The sequence below is a fragment of the Dyadobacter flavalbus genome, from assembly GCF_006149045.1.
GTDB classification, from domain to species: domain Bacteria; phylum Bacteroidota; class Bacteroidia; order Cytophagales; family Spirosomataceae; genus Dyadobacter; species Dyadobacter flavalbus.
The window spans coordinates 480,429-498,981 of the sequence record NZ_VBSN01000049.1 but is presented as its reverse complement, the minus strand read 5'-3'; the positions used below and the strand labels follow the sequence as shown (position 1 = coordinate 498,981).

Below are 18,553 nucleotides of genomic sequence, written 5' to 3'. Positions count from 1 at the left end.
TTGGCTGTTAGCTTTGGACTGTTTCGTTTTTCAGTTGAAAATGATTTTGTAGGTTTCTATTCCAAATCCTTTTAGCTGAAAAGAAACCGGCTGATTTGCATTTGCAAGCGATTTGCCGGTTTCTGCATGGATTATGGATTTGATCTTTTTTCCTGCTGCCCATTTTTCGGGATCAAAGGTGATTTTGCCTTCCGTTGGCTGAACCCGGTTGTTCAGGATTGTTACAAAAGCCTCTTTGCTGCCTGCATTTTCTGCCAGGATTATGTCTGTTACCGGCGGGTTTCCCGATGCAAAGCCTTCCTTTATCACCAGCTTTGCTTTTCGGCCATAGATGGTTCCGTCTGCAAATCCGTAGGTCTGGTGCGGGCCGACTTTTGGCGTTACAAATCCTCTCGGGAATGTCACTTTTCCATTGGATCTGAGTTCGGCCTCGGCCAGTAAATAATCTGTGATCCAGCCGACCTGCCACCAGGCGTGATGCGGATAAGGGCCGGCGCCTTTGTTCATTGCGTTCCAGTAATAGGAAGCCACGCTTGTTTTGCTGTCTACAAAAGCATCCCTGCCCATGGCAGCAGAACGGGCCATGTCGGCGAACACCGGCTCGCCCGTTAGCTGAAACATCCGGATGAACATGCCCGCATGGCTTGCCAGCTGAATAGGCCCGTGACGCGTGGCCGAACCGAAAATGCCGCCGTGTTCGAAGCTGAGCCCGGTTTGGCTGATCTCCCAGTCCTGCCTTTCGGTGCCATTCACATGTTTGACTTTCGTATCTGCAATCGGATGCGTGTAGATGGAAGCCGTATAGATTTTCGCGCAGGAAATGGCTGCTTCCTTGTATTTTTCGTCTTTGGTAAAATCATAAAGATCCAGAAACGCCTGAGCCGATTGTCCCGTTGCAAAGTCCGGAGCATAACGGGCATCGCCGCAAACCCCAAGGAAAGCGCCGGTTTCGACGGCATTTTCAATCATCCAGTCAGCTCCTTTCTGGGCAGCTTTCAGGTATTTTTCATCTTTCAGCATCCGGTAAGCGACGATCATGCCGTAAAAAGTCGGACGCACATCTTTGATATCCCTGAATAGTTCCTGCTCGGTTTTGCGGTCGTAAGCCACAGCCCAGCTTCCATCCGCATTTTGCCAGCTCAGCAATTTTTCAGCTCCGAGTTTCAGGCGTTCTTTCAATTCCATGTTGGCCGGATCAAACAAAAGCATGTTGCCGATGTCGAGCATCACATAGTAAGTCAGTGCGATCGGCTCGACGAGCTCGCCCCATTCTTCAACAAACTTTTTGCTTTTCGCCAGATAATACTGTCCTTCCACAGCTCCCTTGAAAAAGCCGTTTTCAGTCTGCTGCTGAACGAGCTTGAAGTTTTCTGCCGGCGGAAGCACTTTTTGGGTCAGTTCAGGATCATCAGTAGCCTTCGCAAGCATCCACATGGCACCGTAATCCGAATTTTTCATCGCATCCTTATTGGATCCCACCACACCGCCGAGGTAAGATTGTGCGCCGATCTGTTTGCCTTTAAACTCCTCCGTGTTCCAGAGTGAAGTTTCAGGATCGGTCAGATAATGATGCATTTTTTCGATGCGGTCCGTCAATGACTGCTTGCTCTGGCGCAGCGCAAGTGTTTCGTTAAACTTGTAAATGTCATAGGCCGCATGCTTGATTGCTGCAAACCAGTCCCCTGCAATGAGGCTGTAACGGAACGAATAACTGATTTTCTCCCCGATGTTCCTTTCCGAGTTTTCTTCTCCCAAAACCGGATAATACAGCGTAGGCGAAAGCTCCGCTTTCCGGTTCATGTGCGACAAGCCCAGATGCCAGTCGGTCTGCGTGATTTTATCCGATTCCCATGGATCGCGCGCCAAACCCGGTTGAGGAATCACCGAAATCGTAATCCCATTTTTTGTGCTGACCAGCGGGCTCAGTGTAGAAGCGCAGCGTTCTCTGTAAATGGCCGGCCGGCCCGGAATGCCGTGGCCGTACGCATATGCCAGTGCAAAATTCTCCTGCATGAAATTTCCCTGAAAGTAGCCCGGAACCGAAGCCCAGGCCATGTTTTCAGTAGAAATGGCGGCAAGGGTAGGAGTAGCCAGTGAGAAAAATCCTTTCTTCTTCGGGATTAAAGTCAATGTGACCTGAATATCAGTCGGGAATTCCGGGTCCAGTTTCCAGTTGGCGATTACCGTTGCTGCTTCGGTTTCCTTTTTAAATTCCAGCTCGTTTTTTTTGATCAAAACCGACGAGGGAAAAAAATGATAGGCGGTACCGGCCGTGTTCAGGGAAACTTCGGTAGTGCTTTCCTTCCATTGCGCCTGCTGATAGTGGTAATTATCTTCGGGAAACTTGCCGCCTGTGATCTTTTCAAAGGTTTCCCTGGGTTCAGATGAAGGTTTTGTCTCGCTGAAAAGCAATGTATAGGCTCCGGAAGGAGCCGCCACGTTAACCCACTTGCCGTCTTTTTTTACCTGAAGCTGATCCACATTCCAGTCAGGTTTATTGGCGCTGGTCCAGCTTACATGAATGTGATCATTCATCAGGCTGGCGGCAGGGCGGCGCTGTGCAGCAACGTTCGACAGAAAAATAATGCTTAGTAACAGGGTAAGGGAACATTTCATAAAATCAGATCTTTTATTCCATCCGTAACATACGTATTCAGTTTGCCCGCTTTATCTGTGTAAAAAATAAATACACGAAGCGACTTCATCGGCTACTTTTTAAGTTTCAGCTTTTGTTCTTGCTACTTCCAGTCGGGATTTTGTTCCAGCTGCGGATTGGCATTGATCTCGTCCTGCGGAATTGGGAAATACTTGTGTTTGGCCTGAACCGGACGGCTGGGATAAACCGAATTTATGGCTTTGGGAATCACGGTAAGGTATTTGTTTGTCCTGGTGAGATCATACCAGCGATCGCCTTCTGCAAAAAATTCCCACGAACGTTCCTGAATCACTGCATCCAGAAAGGCATCTTTGCCCAGCCCTTTGGTTAGCTCCGGAAGGCTTGCTCTTGTGCGAACGACATTCATGTACTCGTAAGCTTTCGCAGACGGACCGTTCAATCGTGCTTCCGCTTCTGCTGCAATGAGGTACATATCGGCCATCCGAAGAATAGGAATGTTCGGGATCAAACCGGTGCTGGAAACCGGGTCCTGGTATTTCTTGATCAAAACAGCGTCCGTTGTAATGGGCGTAATGCTTTTCTGCGGAACCCATTTTCCCGCTTTGTCAAGAAATGTGGTGTCCAGCAATTGCCTGCGCTTGTCTTTGGGATCAAAGGAATTGAAGAATGACATGTACGCGAACATGGAGCCGTACGAAGTTTTGGCATATTCCACGCCGGCGCTTCCGACCGGGCCGGTCAGCCCCACGAGCTGATGACTGTTGCCGGGCGTGATGGGATCTGCCTCAAAGGCCCAGATATTTTCCACACGTGCCTCATCTTCTTTCAGGTAACTGTATACATCCATTACATTGGGCATGAGTGCATATTTCCCGGATGCAATTACTGCCTGTGCTTTTTCCAGCGCCCTGGCCCAGTCTTCATTGTAAAGTGCGGCTTTGGCATAAAGCGCGTCCACGGCTTCTTTCGACGGGCGTCCTTTTTCATTGGCCGGATAGGAAGGCAATCCTGCCTGTGAAGCTGCATCCAGATCGCTGTAAATCTGCCTGTAAACATCCGCTTTCGGGCTTTTCGGGAAATAGGCTTTCGCTTCCGTTACACTCGGTTCGGTTTTAATTACCACGTCTCCAAAGTTTTTTGCCAGTGTCCACAGGTAAAATGCCCTCAGAAAATAAGCTTCTCCGATGATCTGCTTCTTGCGGGTTTCATCCATGGCCGCATCCGGAACTTTGGCAATAATCCAGTTGGCCTTTTCAATGCCGCTGTATGAGGAAATCCAGAGCTGCTGAGGTGACTCGTTTGTCCGGCCGGCACTTTTCTGAACGGTATAAGTCGGCTCTACTGTAAACAACGTCAATGAATTGCGGCCCACAACACCTCTCGGATAAACCTGATCGGCGCTGTAATCGGGCACCATGGTCGCTGCCGGGCCGCCGTATAATCCGCCCAGCGCATCGTATACGGCCAGCAGACCTTTTTCAGCGTCCGAAGCTGTTTTATAGAAAGACTCCACAAAGATGGAAGAGTAAATTTCTTCGTCAAGCTGACAGGAACCCAGTCCCAGTGTTAATGCCGCAATCGGAATTATTTTCTTGAATGTATTTTTCAGAAGTTTCATGTTTCAAATTGTTTAGGGCTTTTAGAAAGTCAGCTGAATGCCTCCCAGAAATGATTTCGACTGCGGATAAACCAGGTTGTCAATTCCGATAGTCGTGTTGGAACCGGCATATGTATTGACCTCAGGATCAAAGCCGGAGTATTTCGTAAACGTAAACAGGTTATTGCCGCTCACATAAATCCGCAGCCTGCTTATTCCCTTGATCGCTGGAAGCGTGTAGCCGAGCATCAGGTTTTTGAAGCGCAGATAGGAGCCGTCTTCAACTGCGTAGGATGAAATCGGCAGACGGCCTGCAACGGCAGGACTTACGTATTGGTTGCTCGGGTTTTCCGGGGTCCAGCGGTTTTCAACGCCTTGCAACAGATTGCGCTGGCCCAGCGGATTTTCGAACGAAAGCCTGCTGATGTTGTAAATGTCATTGCCCTGTGTTCCCGAGAAAAACGCGCTCAGATCAAAGTTTTTAAAAGTGACATTGGTTGAAAAACCGTAAATGAACTTCGGATTGGGATTTCCGGTAATCACCTGATCAGCCGAGTTGATAACGCCGTCGCTGTTGATATCTTTTACCTTATGTCCGCCTAATCTTCCGTCATAGCCCGGCACAATCGTTTCGCCGGTCTGGTTGATGCCGTCGAAAACATACGTTTTGAAAACACCCAGCGGCTCGCCGACTTTAAGAATGGTGTAGTTGGTAATAAATCTTTCGTTGGTAGTGCCTCCGTCCAGATCAAGTACTTTGTTGCGGTTCAGCGTAAGATTGCCATTGATGCTCCATTTCAAAGGGCCGTTGAGCAGGTTTGCATTGACCGCGATTTCAAGTCCTTTATTTTCAAGAGAACCATAATTTCCGGTTATGCTGCTGTAACCCGATGAAAGCGGCAGCGTCTTGATATACAGAAGATCTTCAGTTTTCTTGATGTAATAATCAACAATCAGTGAGAATTGGTTGTTGAGCAAGCTGGCATCGATACCGATGTTGGTCTGCGTCGACTTTTCCCAGCGAAGGTCGGGGTTTGAAATGCCGGAAGGACGGATAGCCGTGAAATACGTATGGTTAATGTTGTAACCGCCGCCCGATTCCACCGTGGCCAGGGACTGATAAGGATCAATGCCGCCGGCATTTCCGGTAATTCCATAGCTTCCACGCACTTTCATATCCGAAAGCCACGAAACATCTTTCATAAACGGTTCTTCAATGATGCGCCATGCTGCCGAAACGGCCGGGAAAAATCCATACTTGTGGTTTGCCCCAAACTTGCTCGAACCATCGACGCGGGCAGTAACATCAATAAAATACCGGTCTTTGAAACCATAATTGATCCTGCCCATGTACGAGTCCAGCCGCTGCATGTTCCGGCTGCTCGAAATAGTACGGTTCAATGCCAATTGTAATGCTTCGTTTCTGGTCGCATCATTCGGGAAGCCCGTTGCATTGATCTGATTACTGTTGTATTTCTCAGTTTGTGTTGCAAACAAGCCTGTGAATTTTAAACTATGGTTGGCAGCAATTTTGGTACTGTATGAAAGCACACTCTCATGCAGCAGGCCAAGGAAATTGGAGTTGAACTTCGCGGCAGTTCCCGAATTATCGTTGCGGTCTTTCAGTGCAATGATCGAAATCGGCAGATAGGTATCGTAAAGTCTGGAATCCACATCCGCGTTAAAGGAAGCGCGGTAAGTAAGGCCGGGAAGGATCGTGTATTCTCCGTAAAGGTTGATCAGCGCCCGTTTGATATTCCGTTTCCGCATGATAGAGGTGTAGTTCAGCGGGTTAATGACCTCGCGGTACTGGCCGTTGCCCTGTTCTGCAAACGGGAAAATGGAGCCGTCTTCTTTATAAGGCTGCAAAGTCGGCGGAGCGCCAATCGCCGCACCCAGCACACTGCCGGTTACGACCGCAGCATCGCCTATCGTGGTACTTGCGGCCTCTATTCCGTTGTTATTGGAAAAGCTGCCCATTACGCTCGTGCCTACCCGAATTCGTTTGCTGACAGTATGGTCAATATTGAGGCGGTATGTAAAACGTTTGAAGTCCGAATTAATGATCACGCCATCCTGATCAAAGTAATTGGCGGAGAGCGAAAGCTGCGTTTTTTCAGAACCTCCGCTGATCGTAAGCTGATGATTCTGGATCGGCGCTTTCTGGAAAATCAGGTCCTGCCAGTCCACACCTTCTCCAAGGCTGGCCGGATCCGGATACGTATTGTTTTTGAAGGTCTCATTTTCGAGCTGCGCAAATTCGGCGGCATTCAGAACGTCCAGCTTTTTGGTAACCTGCTGTACGCCGTAATAACTTTCCAGCGACACATTCGTCTTGCCGGCCTTTCCGCGTTTGGTCGTGATCAGGATCACGCCATTGGCTGCCCGTGCGCCGTAAATGGCAGAGGCAGAGGCGTCCTTTAATACTTCAACCGATTCAATATCATTGGGGTTAATGGTTGAAAGAGGGCTTACGTCATTGATTCCGCCGCTGTTGGAGATCTGGATTCCGTCGATTACATACAGAGGCTCTGCATTTCCGTTGATGGAGTTCGTGCCCCGTATCCTGACGCTGATGTTACCGCCCGGCGAGCCGGAGTTCTGGCTGATCTGCACACCCGAAACCCGGGATTGCAATCCCTGCGCCACATTCGTAATCGGTAACTGGGTAAGTTCATCTGATTTTACGGAAGCAATGGATCCGGTTGTCTCAATTTTCCGCTGTGTGCCGTAACCTACCACCACCACTTCTTCCAGCGCTTTGGTATCCGCTTTCAATGTAACATTTACCTCAGAGCGATTGTTGATGCCGGTTTCTTCGCGTAAATAACCTACAAACGAAATGACCAGCGTAGCGGAAGGTGAAACTTCCAGTGTATAAACACCTTCAACATTCGTAAGCGTCCCCTGCTGGGTCCCTTTAACGGCAACACTTGCGCCGGGAATTCCTTCGCCTTTTTCGTCTGTTACTTTGCCCGTAACGGTGCTGTTCTGCGCCAGACCTTTATTTACCAAGCTCAACTGCAGGAACATCAGTAAAAATAAACCGAGTATTTTTTTTTGCATAAATAGTAAGGGTAAAAAGGGTTTGTTATTGAAATAGTACCAATATTTTCAAATGTTTGCCGCAAATTTTAAATAGTAGCCGAAGTTCAAAAATGGGCTGATTAGCTGCTTTAACCGATAACTATGTTGAAGATACAGGTACCGGGATAAGCTGTCAAGAGTGAATAAAGCCAATTAAGTATAGAATTAAAACAAAAAGTATCGGTAACGTTTGCGAATACGTTACCGATATATGGTTATGATTATTTTAAATATGAAAATATTTTCATTCGGATTATCGCTAGTTTTGTAATCCTGTTTTTGGGAATATGTAACAAATATTAAAAAAGTACAATGATAAGCTGTCCGAAATGTTCCGAGGTGGGATCGATTATGAAGGCCGGGTACGTCCGCAATAAACAGCGGTACGTTTGCAAGGATTGTAACTATTTTTTCACACTCACCAATCCGGAAAGTCCGGTTCCCAGGAAAAAGGCAAGGCGGCACCAAACGACGATTATTGATATCGCCCGTTCCATCGGCGTTTCAAACTCAACGGTTTCCAGAGCTTTGCACGGGCATGCAGATATTAGTCCGGAAACACGGCAGGCTGTACTGAACATGGCTTCTCAGATGGATTACCAGCCCAATCAGCTGGCGTATAATCTGGTAAAAAGCAGGACGAACACCATCGGAATGATCGTGCCGGAGTTTCATAATCCATTTTTCCCGAATGTGATCATCGGAGCGCATCATGTGCTGACAGAGGCGGGTTACAATCTCACCATTATGCAGTCCAATGAATCATACCCGGTAGAAGTGTCCAATACGAAGGCCATGCTGGCAAACCGGATTGATGGCTTGCTTATATCCATGACGCAGGAAACCAATAATTTCGATCATCTAAAAGTCTTTGAAAAAAGAGGCATCCCGCTGATTCTTTTTAACCGGGTTTGCGATCATGTAGAAGTTCCCAAAGTAGTAGTCAATGATTTTGACGCATCGTTTTCGGCTGTCGAACACTTGATTTTGAATGGTTATGAACGCATTGCTCATCTGGGTGGGCCGCTCACGTTGCTTGTCAGCCGGGAACGTTTGCGCGGCTACAGGGCCGCAATGGAAAAGCATGGCAAGAGCATTGAGGAAAATATGATCATTCAAGGGATGTTCTCTCAGCAGAAAGCCCGGATTTACGGAAAATATTTACTGGAACTTGAAAACCGTCCGGATGCAATCTTTGCCGTCAATGATTCTGCGGCTATAGAAATCATGTTACTGGCCATGGAAAAAGGGATCAGAATACCCGAAGAGCTTGGTGTAGTCGGGTTTAGCGATAATCCGGAATCTGCTTATATCGGGCCCGGTCTTACAACAGTCCGCCAGCCCACTCTGGAAATGGGAGCAACCACTGCGGAATGGATTTTACAAATGGTGGATTCGGAAACAGAGATTGCAATGCCAACACAAAAAATACTTAAAACAGAATTAGTCGTACGAGGATCATCCAGGCGTGTATGCGACATTTAAATCACTGTTTGAAGGCATAATGTATTTTGCCTGCCGACTTCTGATATTGGATATCCGGCAACTCGGTTAATGTAAAAAGGAGACGGGCAGGGTTGAATCAAATTTAGCAGGAAAGCCACCAACATGGCATAGTTTGTGAAAATGATAGGCTGAGAAAATGTTGCATGCCTGTATAATCCTACGGTTTATCCAACCGGAGAAGTACTGAATTATCTTTACGACTCCGGTTGGACAATGGTTACTAATAGCCAGGGTTTTGTTTAATCTTATCTTTGTTGATATCAATCTGACTTTGCGGAACAGGGAAAACAAGATTGTTTTCTGTGAGATCGGAAACCAGCCTGATCTGCTCTTTTTTGCTGTTTAGCACAGGTATCGCCCGGCCTGTACGAACCAGGTCAAACCAGCGGTGGCCTTCAAATGCCAGTTCAACACGTCTTTCCTGTTCGATTGCCAGGCGGAAAGCCTGCTGTGTGGGCAGATCTGCTGCCGTTTTCTTTGCCAGGCCGGCCCTTGTGCGGACCATGTTCAGGTACGTGAATGCAGCTGCGTTGGGCTGGTAACCTACTTCGTTCAATGCCTCGGCGTACATCAATAAAACATCTGCATAACGGATCAGCGGAATGTTGTTGCCGTTGTCATTTTTGGCAACCGGAACGTCGTAATACTTTTTGATATACTTATCGGGAATAACCTGACCCGCCGCATTGGTATAAGAAGTGGCAACAGAAACATCCTTGCGCAGATCGCCGGCTTCATAAGCATTGATGATGTCGTTAGTAGGCTGGTTGTTGCCATCGCCTCCAAATGCGATCACCGCATTGCCCGAGTTTTGCGGGGCAAAGGAATTGGGCCATGCATTTCCCTCTCCGGCACCGCCCGATTTGTACTGAACATCAAACACAGATTCTTTATTGTTTTTATTGGCGACCTTGAATACATCTGCATAGGAAGGCAGCAATTCATAAACGCCCAGATCAATGACTTCTTTGAGCTTTGAGGCAGCATCAGCATATTTCTTCTGAGTTAAATACACTTTGCCCAGGTATGCTTTTGCAGCTCCTTTTGTAGCTCTTCCCATGTCGGCCGCCGCATAGGTGACGGGCAGAACATTTTCAGCATCGGTAAGGTCTTTTTCAATTTGTGCATAAACTTCGGCTTTTGGCGTGCGCCCAAAGGAATAGCCTTCATCGGGTGTTGATACGGGTTTGAGTATTAGCGGAACATCCCCGAAAGTTTGTACCAATGTAAAGTAAACTACTGCCCGCAGGAATTTGGTCTCGGCGATGTATCTGGTTTTCAGCGTTTCATCCATGGTGACTTCGTCAATTTTGTCCAGAATGGTATTGTACCGGGCAATTACATTGTAAGCGTCATTCCAGCGGCCCGAAATAAACGGATTGGTCGTTTTAATATAAAAACGGTCAAATTCATCCTGATCCGTAACCGATCCGGAAGCAACGGCAACGGTATTATCCGAGGTAATTTCTCCAAAAACATAACTGTTTCCTGCCAGCCCGCCAGCCTGCAGACCTGCATAACCTCCGTTCAATGCATTTTTGAAATCATCAGCGGTTTTATAAAAAATGTCACTGGTTGCTGTTGAAATCGGTTTTAAATCCAGAAATTCCTCGCTGCAGGAACTAAGTAAAACAGTAGTTAAAAGGACTATATATGGCTTAATGATTTTCATTGCGGTATTTAGCTTTAAAATTGTAAATAGTTGCCCGGCCTTTTCTTACAGGCCAATGTTGATCCCGATTGTAAAAGTCTTGGCCAATGGATATACACCATAATCGACCCCACCGGTGAGCGGGCCCTCATAATTGCTTACTTCCGGATTGAAATTAAGGTATTTGGTGAAAGTAAACAGGTTCTGTGCCGACGCGTAGATCCTTACCTGTGACAATCTGGCTTTATTAATGAAAGATGCAGGAAGCTGATAGCCCAGACTGACATTCTGGATTCGCAGGTAAGAACCGTCTTCTATCCAGCGTGTTGAAACAGCATTGTTGTTGCCGGTTGTACGGGCATTGGCACGGGGCGTCACACCATCACCAGGATCTGCCGGTGAGCGCCACCGGTTCAGAACCGTGGTCAGCTGATTGGCATTTCCTTCCAGGTTTTCAAAAAAACGACGGCTCAGGTTCAGGATTTCTCCTCCCTGTGATCCCTGTATGGCAATGCTCAGGTCAAAGCCTTTGTAACTGAATGTATTTGTCATTCCGTAAATAAAGTCCGGCTGGTTGTTGCCAATGATCGTACGGTCATTGGCATCTATTTTTTTGTCCCCATTTACATCTTCATATTTTACATCTCCGGGCCTGGAGGTAGGATCATGCGGATGGCTGTCCAGGTCGGCCTGATCTTTAAAAACACCCAGTTGTTTGTACCCGTAAAAGCTGCCGATCGGTGAGCCGATCTGTGTAATGTTTGTTTCGCCGATTCCGCTGCCACTGCGGATCGGATCGCCGGTTGGTCCCAGTGCAACAACTTTGTTTCGGTTAAAAGATAGGTTCAGACTGGTGTTCCAGGTCAGGGCTTTGGTCAGGTTCCGGGTATTTACTGCAAATTCCCAACCTTTATTCTCCATTTTGCCGATATTCTTTACTGCAGTGCTGAAACCGGTTACAGTTGGCACATTTACAGAAAGCAGCAGGTCTTTGGTCGTACGCTGGTAATAATCAACAATAAGGAAAACACGATTGCTGAAAAGGCCCAGATCAATGCCGGCATCCAGCTGCTGGCTGCGTTCCCAGCCAAGTTGCGGGTTGGCCAGGGATGATGGTGCCAGCCCATTGACCAGATTGTTGTTAAAGCTGTAATTATCCGATCTAAGCGTAGCGACATAGGGATAATTGTTGGTAAACGCATTGTTTCCGGCCAATCCATAACTTACCCGTAACTTGGCTTCGGATACAGCTGCGATGCTTTTCATAAATCCCTCCTCACTGATGCGCCATCCCAGGGATCCTGCCGGAAATGTTCCCCAGCGGTTATCCGCCCCAAAGATCGACGACCCGTCACGGCGGACTGAAACATTAATCAGGTATTTTCCCCTGTAATTGTAATTCGCCCTTGCAAAATAGGAAGCCGAGGCATTTTCCAGTTTGGAGGAAACTGCGGTTGTCGTGGTGCCGCTAGCGCTTCCGTTTAAAGTTTCCACGACGTCGTTGGGGTAGGAGCTGCCGGTTCCCTGGCTATCCTGAAACTGAAATTTGGTGGATTCCATCCCGATCAGAATGTCGAAATTATGAATATCGTTCAGTGATTTGCTGTAATTCAGCGTCTGGTTAAAAAGCCAGCTCAGGCTCTGATCGGAGTAGGCTGTTCCGGTGGATACCGTGGGTGGCAGGATCTGGTTTAGCGGCATCCTGGAAGTACGGTATGCATTCCGCCGGTTGCCACTAAAATTGATGTTTCCCGAAATCCGGTAATTAAGGTCTTTAAAGAGTTTGAGTTCGGCATACGTATTGCCCAGTAAATTAGTCGTTAGATACTGGCTGTTGTACTCGGTGATATTGGCAACCGGATTGGTAATGCCCGGGTAATTGTAGGGCGCTGCAAAAGCCGCTTGTGAAGTATAAGAGCCATCTGCCGCATAAATCGGTATCATGGGCATCACCGACAAAGCAGCGTTAATTACTGCGTTGTCCGCCCAGTGGCCTGCATCTCTTACTTCCTGCTGGATTCTGTAAGTAGGGTTCAGGTTCAATCCGATTTTAAGTATTGGCAAAACATCAACTTCCACATTGGCGCGTAATGTATAACGGTCCAGGGAAGACCTGCGAATGATCCCGTCCTGCTGCAAGTAGCCGCCACTGATGCTGTACCGTGCCTTTTCGCTTCCGCCGGATGCAGAGAGCTGATAGCTGTTCATTTTAGCCGTCCTGAAAATCTTATCCTGATAATCGGTGTAGGGAAGTGCTGCAACTTTGGCGGGATCGTCAAAATTCAGCCAGTCAAATACCTCACCTCTCGGATAACGGTAGCGTAAATAATCCGTAGGTCTTGCGCTGTTCGGGTCCGTGATGTTGGCGCCTGGGATGTTATCCAGATAAGCATTATTGGAAGCATCTTTACCAAATTCGGCAAACTGCTGCGAATTGATCAGGTCAATTTTTTTGCTTACCTGCTGAAAACCGGTAAAAACATCCAGATTGACACTTGGCTTTCCGCTTTTTCCCCTTTTGGTTGTAACCAGTATTACGCCGTTAGAGCCTTTTGAACCATAAATGGCTGTGGAAGATGCATCTTTCAACACATCAATACTCTCGATATCATTGGGGCTTAGGTTGCTGAAAATACTGGCATTGACGATATTGCCATCTACAACAATCAAAGGGGCATTCCCGGCGCTGATCGATCCAAATCCACGTACTTTAATTGCTGGCGTACTGCCGGGTGTTCCAGTGTTTTGCTGAATAACTACCCCCGGAATCTTACCCTGAAGAGCCGTAGCAACGTTGGATACAGGCATGTCCTTGACCTCACTCATGGGAACCGAAGAGATAGCGGCCGTTACATTGGCTCTTTTCTGCGTGCCGTAACCCACCACAACCACCTCTTCCAGGGATTTTGTGTCTGTCTGGAGAACAACGTCCAGTACAGTCTGGTCAGACACCGCAATTTCCTGAGGAAGATAGCCCACAAAACTGAAAATCAATGTATTTGAACCATCGGGAACGCTCAGCTGGTATGAGCCGTCCACATTCGTGGATGTCCCGCGCTGGGATCCTTTAACCACCACGCTTACGCCAGGGAGTACTTCTCCTTTATCATCTTTAACAGTTCCTGAAATGTTCCGATCGATTCCTGACAGTATTCCTGCATGTAAGCGGCTGTCGAATGTAACCCCGTATACGAATATGGCCAATACAAACTGTGTCATTCCAAAACGCTTATAAAAAATAAAAAGCCGTCTGGTAAATAATCTTTCTTTCATGAGAAAATGGTTAGGATTGAAATAGAAGCCATTAAGGTTTAGTCTTATGTGGCTATAACTACGACTGAGGTTTAGTAATCCTACCCTGAAATCAGAATGGTACTATTTGGTATGAACTTGCATTTCCCGGAGCAGGTGTGTCAGGCAAATGGTAGTCTTTTTTTCCTGACCTGTCCGTGATTAATTTATTTGTTGAACAGTACGCGCAGTGGCGGATCAACGCGCGAACAAGAGTTCCTTAGGCCATTCCTGCAGTTATCTAAATACCTTTTGTTTGCACATTTTTAGAAGAGATGGTGACAGGCTATATTACCTGCTAACCTCGGAATGATCGTCCCGAGTAGATTCTTGTACAGTCGAGTATTAAAATGCCTATACCCTGATTGCTGTTCAAAAACGTACCATTTCTGTTCGAAAATGAACATTGAATCACTGCGACCGAGTTTGATAATGGCCTTGTGAGGTCAGATTGATGATTTTCTCAGCCTGGTACTTATTTTATATACAGAAATAGATAATATAAAAAAATGTGATAGACGATATGTTATGAGACGAAGCGATCTGGGTGAATTTGAAGAGGTCGTGCTACTTGCCGTTGCTGCGCTGTCGCCCCGGGCATATGCGGCAGTAATAGCTGATGAACTGGAGAAGGAAACAAACCGCTCTGTGAGCACCGGAGCAGTCCACGCTGCCCTGCAACGGCTTGAAGAAAAGGGTTATCTGAATTCCGCGTTCGGGGAGGCAACTCCTGAACGAGGAGGACGCAGGAAGAGGCTTTTTGCAATCACTGCTTTTGGGGTCCGCACTTTGACAGAAACCAGGACCATACGTAACAATCTATGGGACCGAATTTTACCCGAGGTTTTATCTAAGTTAAGTTTTGGCCTTTCGTAACGCTTTTTCCAACCGCTGTATGCCACCCAAACAAACAACGCCTCCTGCACCATCTCCGCCCAGCTGGCTCAATCGCATTGCCATGCGCCTATGTGCTCCACATGTCCGTGAAACGGTGATGGGTGATCTTCATGAACGGTATGCACTGCGTGTGACCCGTTTCGGTGTTAAGAAAGCAAACTGTTTTTATATGAAAGAAGTACTGGGGCTGGTACGGCCATCCATTATTGCCAGACGAAATTCATCCCTTCCGTCAGGAGCATTCTTCAACTTCGATATGTTGGCAAATTATTTCAAGACTGCTACCCGAAACCTTTTAAAAAACACATTCTTCACCACTCTAAATGTCTTTGGCCTGGCACTGGGCATGTCGCTCAACCTGCTGTTTGTTGCCATGGTTGTGTTCATCTACCAGTTCGACAACTTCCATCCGAATAGCGAGCACATGTACCGGGTTATCACGCACGTCCGGGATCGGCATGACAACCCCTCGTTCGCATCCGTGCCTGTCGGTGCCGCCCAACTTCTGAAAAGCAATTTCGCCGGAGTGGAAAAGGTTGTCCGCATCCACCAGTCGCTTCCCCGCGATGTTCGTTATGCGGATGTCAAAATGCCTTTAAACGGATATTTTGTGGATGCAGCGTATCTTTCGATGTTCAACTTTCCGCTGCTGCAGGGCAATGCCGCTACGTCGCTTGCAAATCCTAACACGATGGTCATTACCGAGGCAGCAGCTGCCAGGATTTTCGGGAAAAAGGACCCGATAGGCCAACGGGTATCGATAGAACCATATGGTGAAGTGATGGTCACGGGTGTAGCGAAAAACATGCCGAAGAACTCGCACCTGAGGACCGAAGCCCTGGTCTCATTCGCCACGCTCACATCTCATCATGGTGCGTCTTTTACGGATGATGAAAAAAATTGGAACAACTTCTATAATTCATATGCTTATCTGCAACTCTCAGACAATTTGAATCCCGTTGCCCTTGAAGCGTTCCTCAACGGCATGGCAAAAGAAAAATACAAGAATCCTGAGTTCCAGGCTTCGTTCGAACTTCAGCGGTTCGATAAGATTGTTCCCGGTCCTGAGCTTGACAATGACATGGGCAACGAATGGAGCTATCAGGAAATGCTGCTGATGGGCGTTCTGCCCATGATTATATTGCTCGCGGCGTGCAGCAACTACGTTAGCCTTGCTATATCCCTGTCGCTCAAACGAATGAAAGAGATCGGTGTGCGGAAGGTAATGGGTGCACGAAAGAGACATATCTTTATGCAGTTTGTGATGGAAAGCACGATCACGATGCTGCTGGCTGTGACTCTGTCGTATTTTTTCTTTGAGATCATCCGGGGTGAAACCCTGTCGCTTACCACCGAACTGGATTGGATCGATCTGAATCCTACTCCTGGGACGTTTGCCGGTTTCGTCACTTTCGCCATCCTTGTTGGTTTTGTTTCCGGCATTGTTCCGGCACTTTATTTTTCAAAGACCAGTCCCTTACTGGCACTGAAAGGCAAGGAGCTGCAAACAAAAACGGGCGGCCTGTTTTCCTTACGTAAGCTTGTAATTACACTGCAATTCATCCTGTCTCTTGGTTTTACTTTTGCCGTGCTGATTATGGGTCAACAGTATCAATACTCCATCAATTATGATTTTGGATTTGACCAGGAGAAAATACTGAATGTTGACCTTCAACAGGCGGATCCGCAATTGGTCAAAAATGAATTTGGAAAGCTTTCCTTCGTTTCGCTGATCTCTATGTCGTCACATCCACTGGGCGCCAAAAGTGTACCGGGGTTGTATGTGAGGCGGATGGCCCAATCGGATTCCATAAACACGAGCAGGATGGCTATCGATGAGAACTTTATTACAAACATGGGTTTGCATCTTGTGCTGGGAAGGAATTTCAGCAACGATGCCGTCGAAAACTCGCGTCGGATCATCATCAATGAAGTATTTGCAAAAAAATTGAGCCCGGGTGATGCTTCGGGAGCCATTGATCAGGTGCTCATCCTGCCCGATAAAAGAGAGGTGAACGTAGTGGGTATCTTGAAAGATTTCCATTACGCGAGCCTGCAATCACCCATTGGAAACTTTTTCTTCGAATATGCACCTGAAAAATTTAACTATGCGAATTTTCACCTTCAATCAACCAACGGGCGCCATGCTTTTCAGGAAATGGGGGCAGCCTGGAAAGCTGTCGGGAAAGGCGAAAAGTTTAAGGCCGAATTCCTCGCCGACCAGATCCGCGATACCTATTCGTTTTACAACAAAATTATGAAGCTATGGGGATTCATGGGACTGCTGGCCGTCACTATCGCTTGTCTGGGGCTTTTGGGCACGGTCGTGTTCACGATCAAAAACCGCGTCAAGGAAGTGAGCATCCGGAAGGTGATGGGCGCTTCTTCGGGAAGTCTGGTATACATGTTATCCAGGGACTTCATTATGCTGCTGGTCATCGCGGGCATCCTCACCATTCCAGGTGTCTATTTCCTAATGGAGCTGACGCTGCAGGAGGCACAGTATTACAACGCACCCATTGGCGCCTTTGAAGTCGTCACCAGCCTGGCCCTCGTGTTAGCCCTTGGACTGACGACCATCTTCTCTCAAACTTGGAAGGCTGCCAATACTAATCCTGTAGATAATCTGAGGCTGGAGTGATACAGGTATTTTCCAAAAGGCTCTTTTGCTTATTGGCCTTCTGATATTGTCGGTCAGGAAAACCTTCTCATTACGAGATAGACTGATAAAGGAGAAACCGTTGCGGCTCCTGAACCCGGTAAAGATCAATATTTTCCATTTTTATCTCCGTAAGGAGGGTTTTTTGAGACATTTTCATTGCTAACGGTCTAATCATAAACGTTAATTTTACGATCGAAATTCATTATCCATTACAGATATTGTTAAAACCGGATGTGGGGTAAGGATTGACTTTTAAGTTGAAGGGCTCTATGCAGCAAGTCAGTATCATCTGGCCGTGAAATGTCCGTTTCGGCAGAATTCGTGGCCAGATGAATTTCCGAACATCTGAATCAAAGCAGCTTTTCCTGCACTGCCTGGTAAACTGTCCTTACTACTGGCTGAAAACCTAGGCTACGTGCAAGCGAACTGTCGGAATGCAGATACCAGGGGTCTGTAAGAGGCTCCGATGATGATTCCATTGTAACGCCGACAAGTTTGCATAATTCATAAAGCGTAGTCGGGGCTTCGTCCGCAATATTTACGATCCGGCTATCCATGGTTCCTTCCAGCGCAATGTTCACAGCGGTGGCTATGTCACGATGATGAATGGTGCTCATTCTCATAGCGGGATGCCATTTGGCTGCAATGAAGTGCTCAGGTATGGTTTCCAGATGTTTGTCGCTATCACCATACACAAAAGGAAATCGCAGAATTGACCAGTTAAGCCCGCTTTCACGGAGTTCCTTTTCAGCTGCGGCTTTACTGGCCGGATACGCATGATGCGGATCTGCAGGATCACTCTCGCGGCCCGGATGCGGATTGGATTTATTGTAGACATGCGTTGTGCTTGCCAAAATGAAGCGGGCACCGGGTGCATAAGCCTTTGCTGCTTGAATCAGGTTGCGGGTGCCTTCCAGATTACTTTTCCAGATTAGATCAACGTCTTGCGTGCGGAACACTGCTGCCAGATGGATGATTGCTGAAACATTTTTTACTGCCGCAGCCAGAGACGCCGCATTCAGCAGATCCGCTTCTATGACGGTGGCCCCGGCCGGAGCATCCTTCCCGTCGCGTACCAAGGCCCGGCAGTAAAAACCGGCGTCAACAAGACGCGGCACAAGGCGGGCGCCAACCAGCCCAGTCACGCCCGTTATCAATATGGGCTTCAATTCTTTGTTCATATCTTCCTGTTTTTTTACAACAAAGCTCGGAAGAATGTTAGCGGGAAAACTGGACGAAAAACGA

At 47.5% G+C, this 18,553-nt stretch carries 9 protein-coding genes; 3 read left to right on the top strand and 6 right to left on the bottom strand.

What is annotated here, in order from left to right; all coding sequences use genetic code 11:
• Positions 1-30: 30 nt before the first annotated feature.
• The 3 genes from FEM33_RS17825 to FEM33_RS17815 all read right to left on the bottom strand — a co-directional run bounded on the left by FEM33_RS17825 (position 31) and on the right by FEM33_RS17815 (position 7,280).
• Positions 31-2,616 (bottom strand): glycoside hydrolase family protein, encoded by a 2,586-nt coding sequence (locus FEM33_RS17825; RefSeq protein WP_229214290.1) that lies wholly within the window; start codon positions 2,614-2,616, stop codon positions 31-33.
• Between the two features lie 122 nt (positions 2,617-2,738).
• Positions 2,739-4,235 carry a RagB/SusD family nutrient uptake outer membrane protein gene (locus FEM33_RS17820; RefSeq protein ID WP_139013342.1) on the bottom strand — a complete coding sequence of 499 codons (1,497 nt, stop codon included), beginning with the start codon at positions 4,233-4,235 and terminating at the stop codon, positions 2,739-2,741.
• Positions 4,236-4,256: 21 nt separating this feature from the next.
• The gene (locus FEM33_RS17815) at positions 4,257-7,280 is read right to left on the bottom strand and encodes a SusC/RagA family TonB-linked outer membrane protein (protein WP_139013341.1); all 3,024 of its coding nucleotides are present in this window, start codon (positions 7,278-7,280) and stop codon (positions 4,257-4,259) included.
• A 333-nt stretch (positions 7,281-7,613) separates the two neighbouring features.
• On the opposite strand from FEM33_RS17815, the gene FEM33_RS17810 reads away from it, so the two are divergent.
• Complete coding sequence (locus FEM33_RS17810) at positions 7,614-8,786, top strand: LacI family DNA-binding transcriptional regulator (RefSeq protein ID WP_139013340.1); 1,173 nt, start codon at positions 7,614-7,616, stop codon at positions 8,784-8,786.
• A 241-nt stretch (positions 8,787-9,027) separates the two neighbouring features.
• Here the strand turns inward: FEM33_RS17810 and FEM33_RS17805 are convergent, their stop codons facing one another.
• Together FEM33_RS17805 and FEM33_RS17800 are read right to left on the bottom strand one after the other, a co-directional pair.
• Positions 9,028-10,479: a RagB/SusD family nutrient uptake outer membrane protein gene (locus FEM33_RS17805; protein WP_201747786.1), complete on the bottom strand. Its 1,452-nt coding sequence runs from the start codon at positions 10,477-10,479 to the stop codon at positions 9,028-9,030.
• A gap of 45 nt (positions 10,480-10,524) precedes the next feature.
• Positions 10,525-13,731: a SusC/RagA family TonB-linked outer membrane protein gene (locus tag FEM33_RS17800; RefSeq protein WP_229214289.1), complete on the bottom strand. Its 3,207-nt coding sequence runs from the start codon at positions 13,729-13,731 to the stop codon at positions 10,525-10,527.
• A 546-nt stretch (positions 13,732-14,277) separates the two neighbouring features.
• On the opposite strand from FEM33_RS17800, the gene FEM33_RS17795 reads away from it, so the two are divergent.
• Together FEM33_RS17795 and FEM33_RS17790 are read left to right on the top strand one after the other, a co-directional pair.
• Complete coding sequence (locus FEM33_RS17795; protein ID WP_139013339.1) at positions 14,278-14,625, top strand: PadR family transcriptional regulator; 348 nt, start codon at positions 14,278-14,280, stop codon at positions 14,623-14,625.
• Between the two features lie 19 nt (positions 14,626-14,644).
• On the top strand, positions 14,645-17,287 hold the full coding sequence (locus tag FEM33_RS17790; protein ID WP_139013338.1) for an ABC transporter permease: 2,643 nt from the start codon (positions 14,645-14,647) through the stop codon (positions 17,285-17,287).
• Between the two features lie 371 nt (positions 17,288-17,658).
• Here FEM33_RS17790 and FEM33_RS17785 read toward each other — a convergent pair whose 3' ends face one another.
• On the bottom strand, positions 17,659-18,489 hold the full coding sequence (locus tag FEM33_RS17785; RefSeq protein ID WP_139013337.1) for an NAD-dependent epimerase/dehydratase family protein: 831 nt from the start codon (positions 18,487-18,489) through the stop codon (positions 17,659-17,661).
• Positions 18,490-18,553 lie beyond the last annotated feature (64 nt).

Bases quoted from the DNA above. Each gene is read 5' to 3' on its own strand.
- FEM33_RS17790 (WP_139013338.1), top strand. From the start codon at position 14,645: ATGCCACCCAAACAAACAACGCCTCCTGCACCATCTCCGCCCAGCTGG.
- FEM33_RS17795 (WP_139013339.1), top strand. From the start codon at position 14,278: ATGAGACGAAGCGATCTGGGTGAATTTGAAGAGGTCGTGCTACTTGCC.
- FEM33_RS17820 (WP_139013342.1), bottom strand. From the start codon at position 4,235: ATGAAACTTCTGAAAAATACATTCAAGAAAATAATTCCGATTGCGGCA.
- FEM33_RS17825 (WP_229214290.1), bottom strand. From the start codon at position 2,616: ATGAAATGTTCCCTTACCCTGTTACTAAGCATTATTTTTCTGTCGAAC.
- FEM33_RS17785 (WP_139013337.1), bottom strand. From the start codon at position 18,489: ATGAACAAAGAATTGAAGCCCATATTGATAACGGGCGTGACTGGGCTG.
- FEM33_RS17800 (WP_229214289.1), bottom strand. From the start codon at position 13,731: ATGAAAGAAAGATTATTTACCAGACGGCTTTTTATTTTTTATAAGCGT.
- FEM33_RS17805 (WP_201747786.1), bottom strand. From the start codon at position 10,479: ATGAAAATCATTAAGCCATATATAGTCCTTTTAACTACTGTTTTACTT.
- FEM33_RS17810 (WP_139013340.1), top strand. From the start codon at position 7,614: ATGATAAGCTGTCCGAAATGTTCCGAGGTGGGATCGATTATGAAGGCC.
- FEM33_RS17815 (WP_139013341.1), bottom strand. From the start codon at position 7,280: ATGCAAAAAAAAATACTCGGTTTATTTTTACTGATGTTCCTGCAGTTG.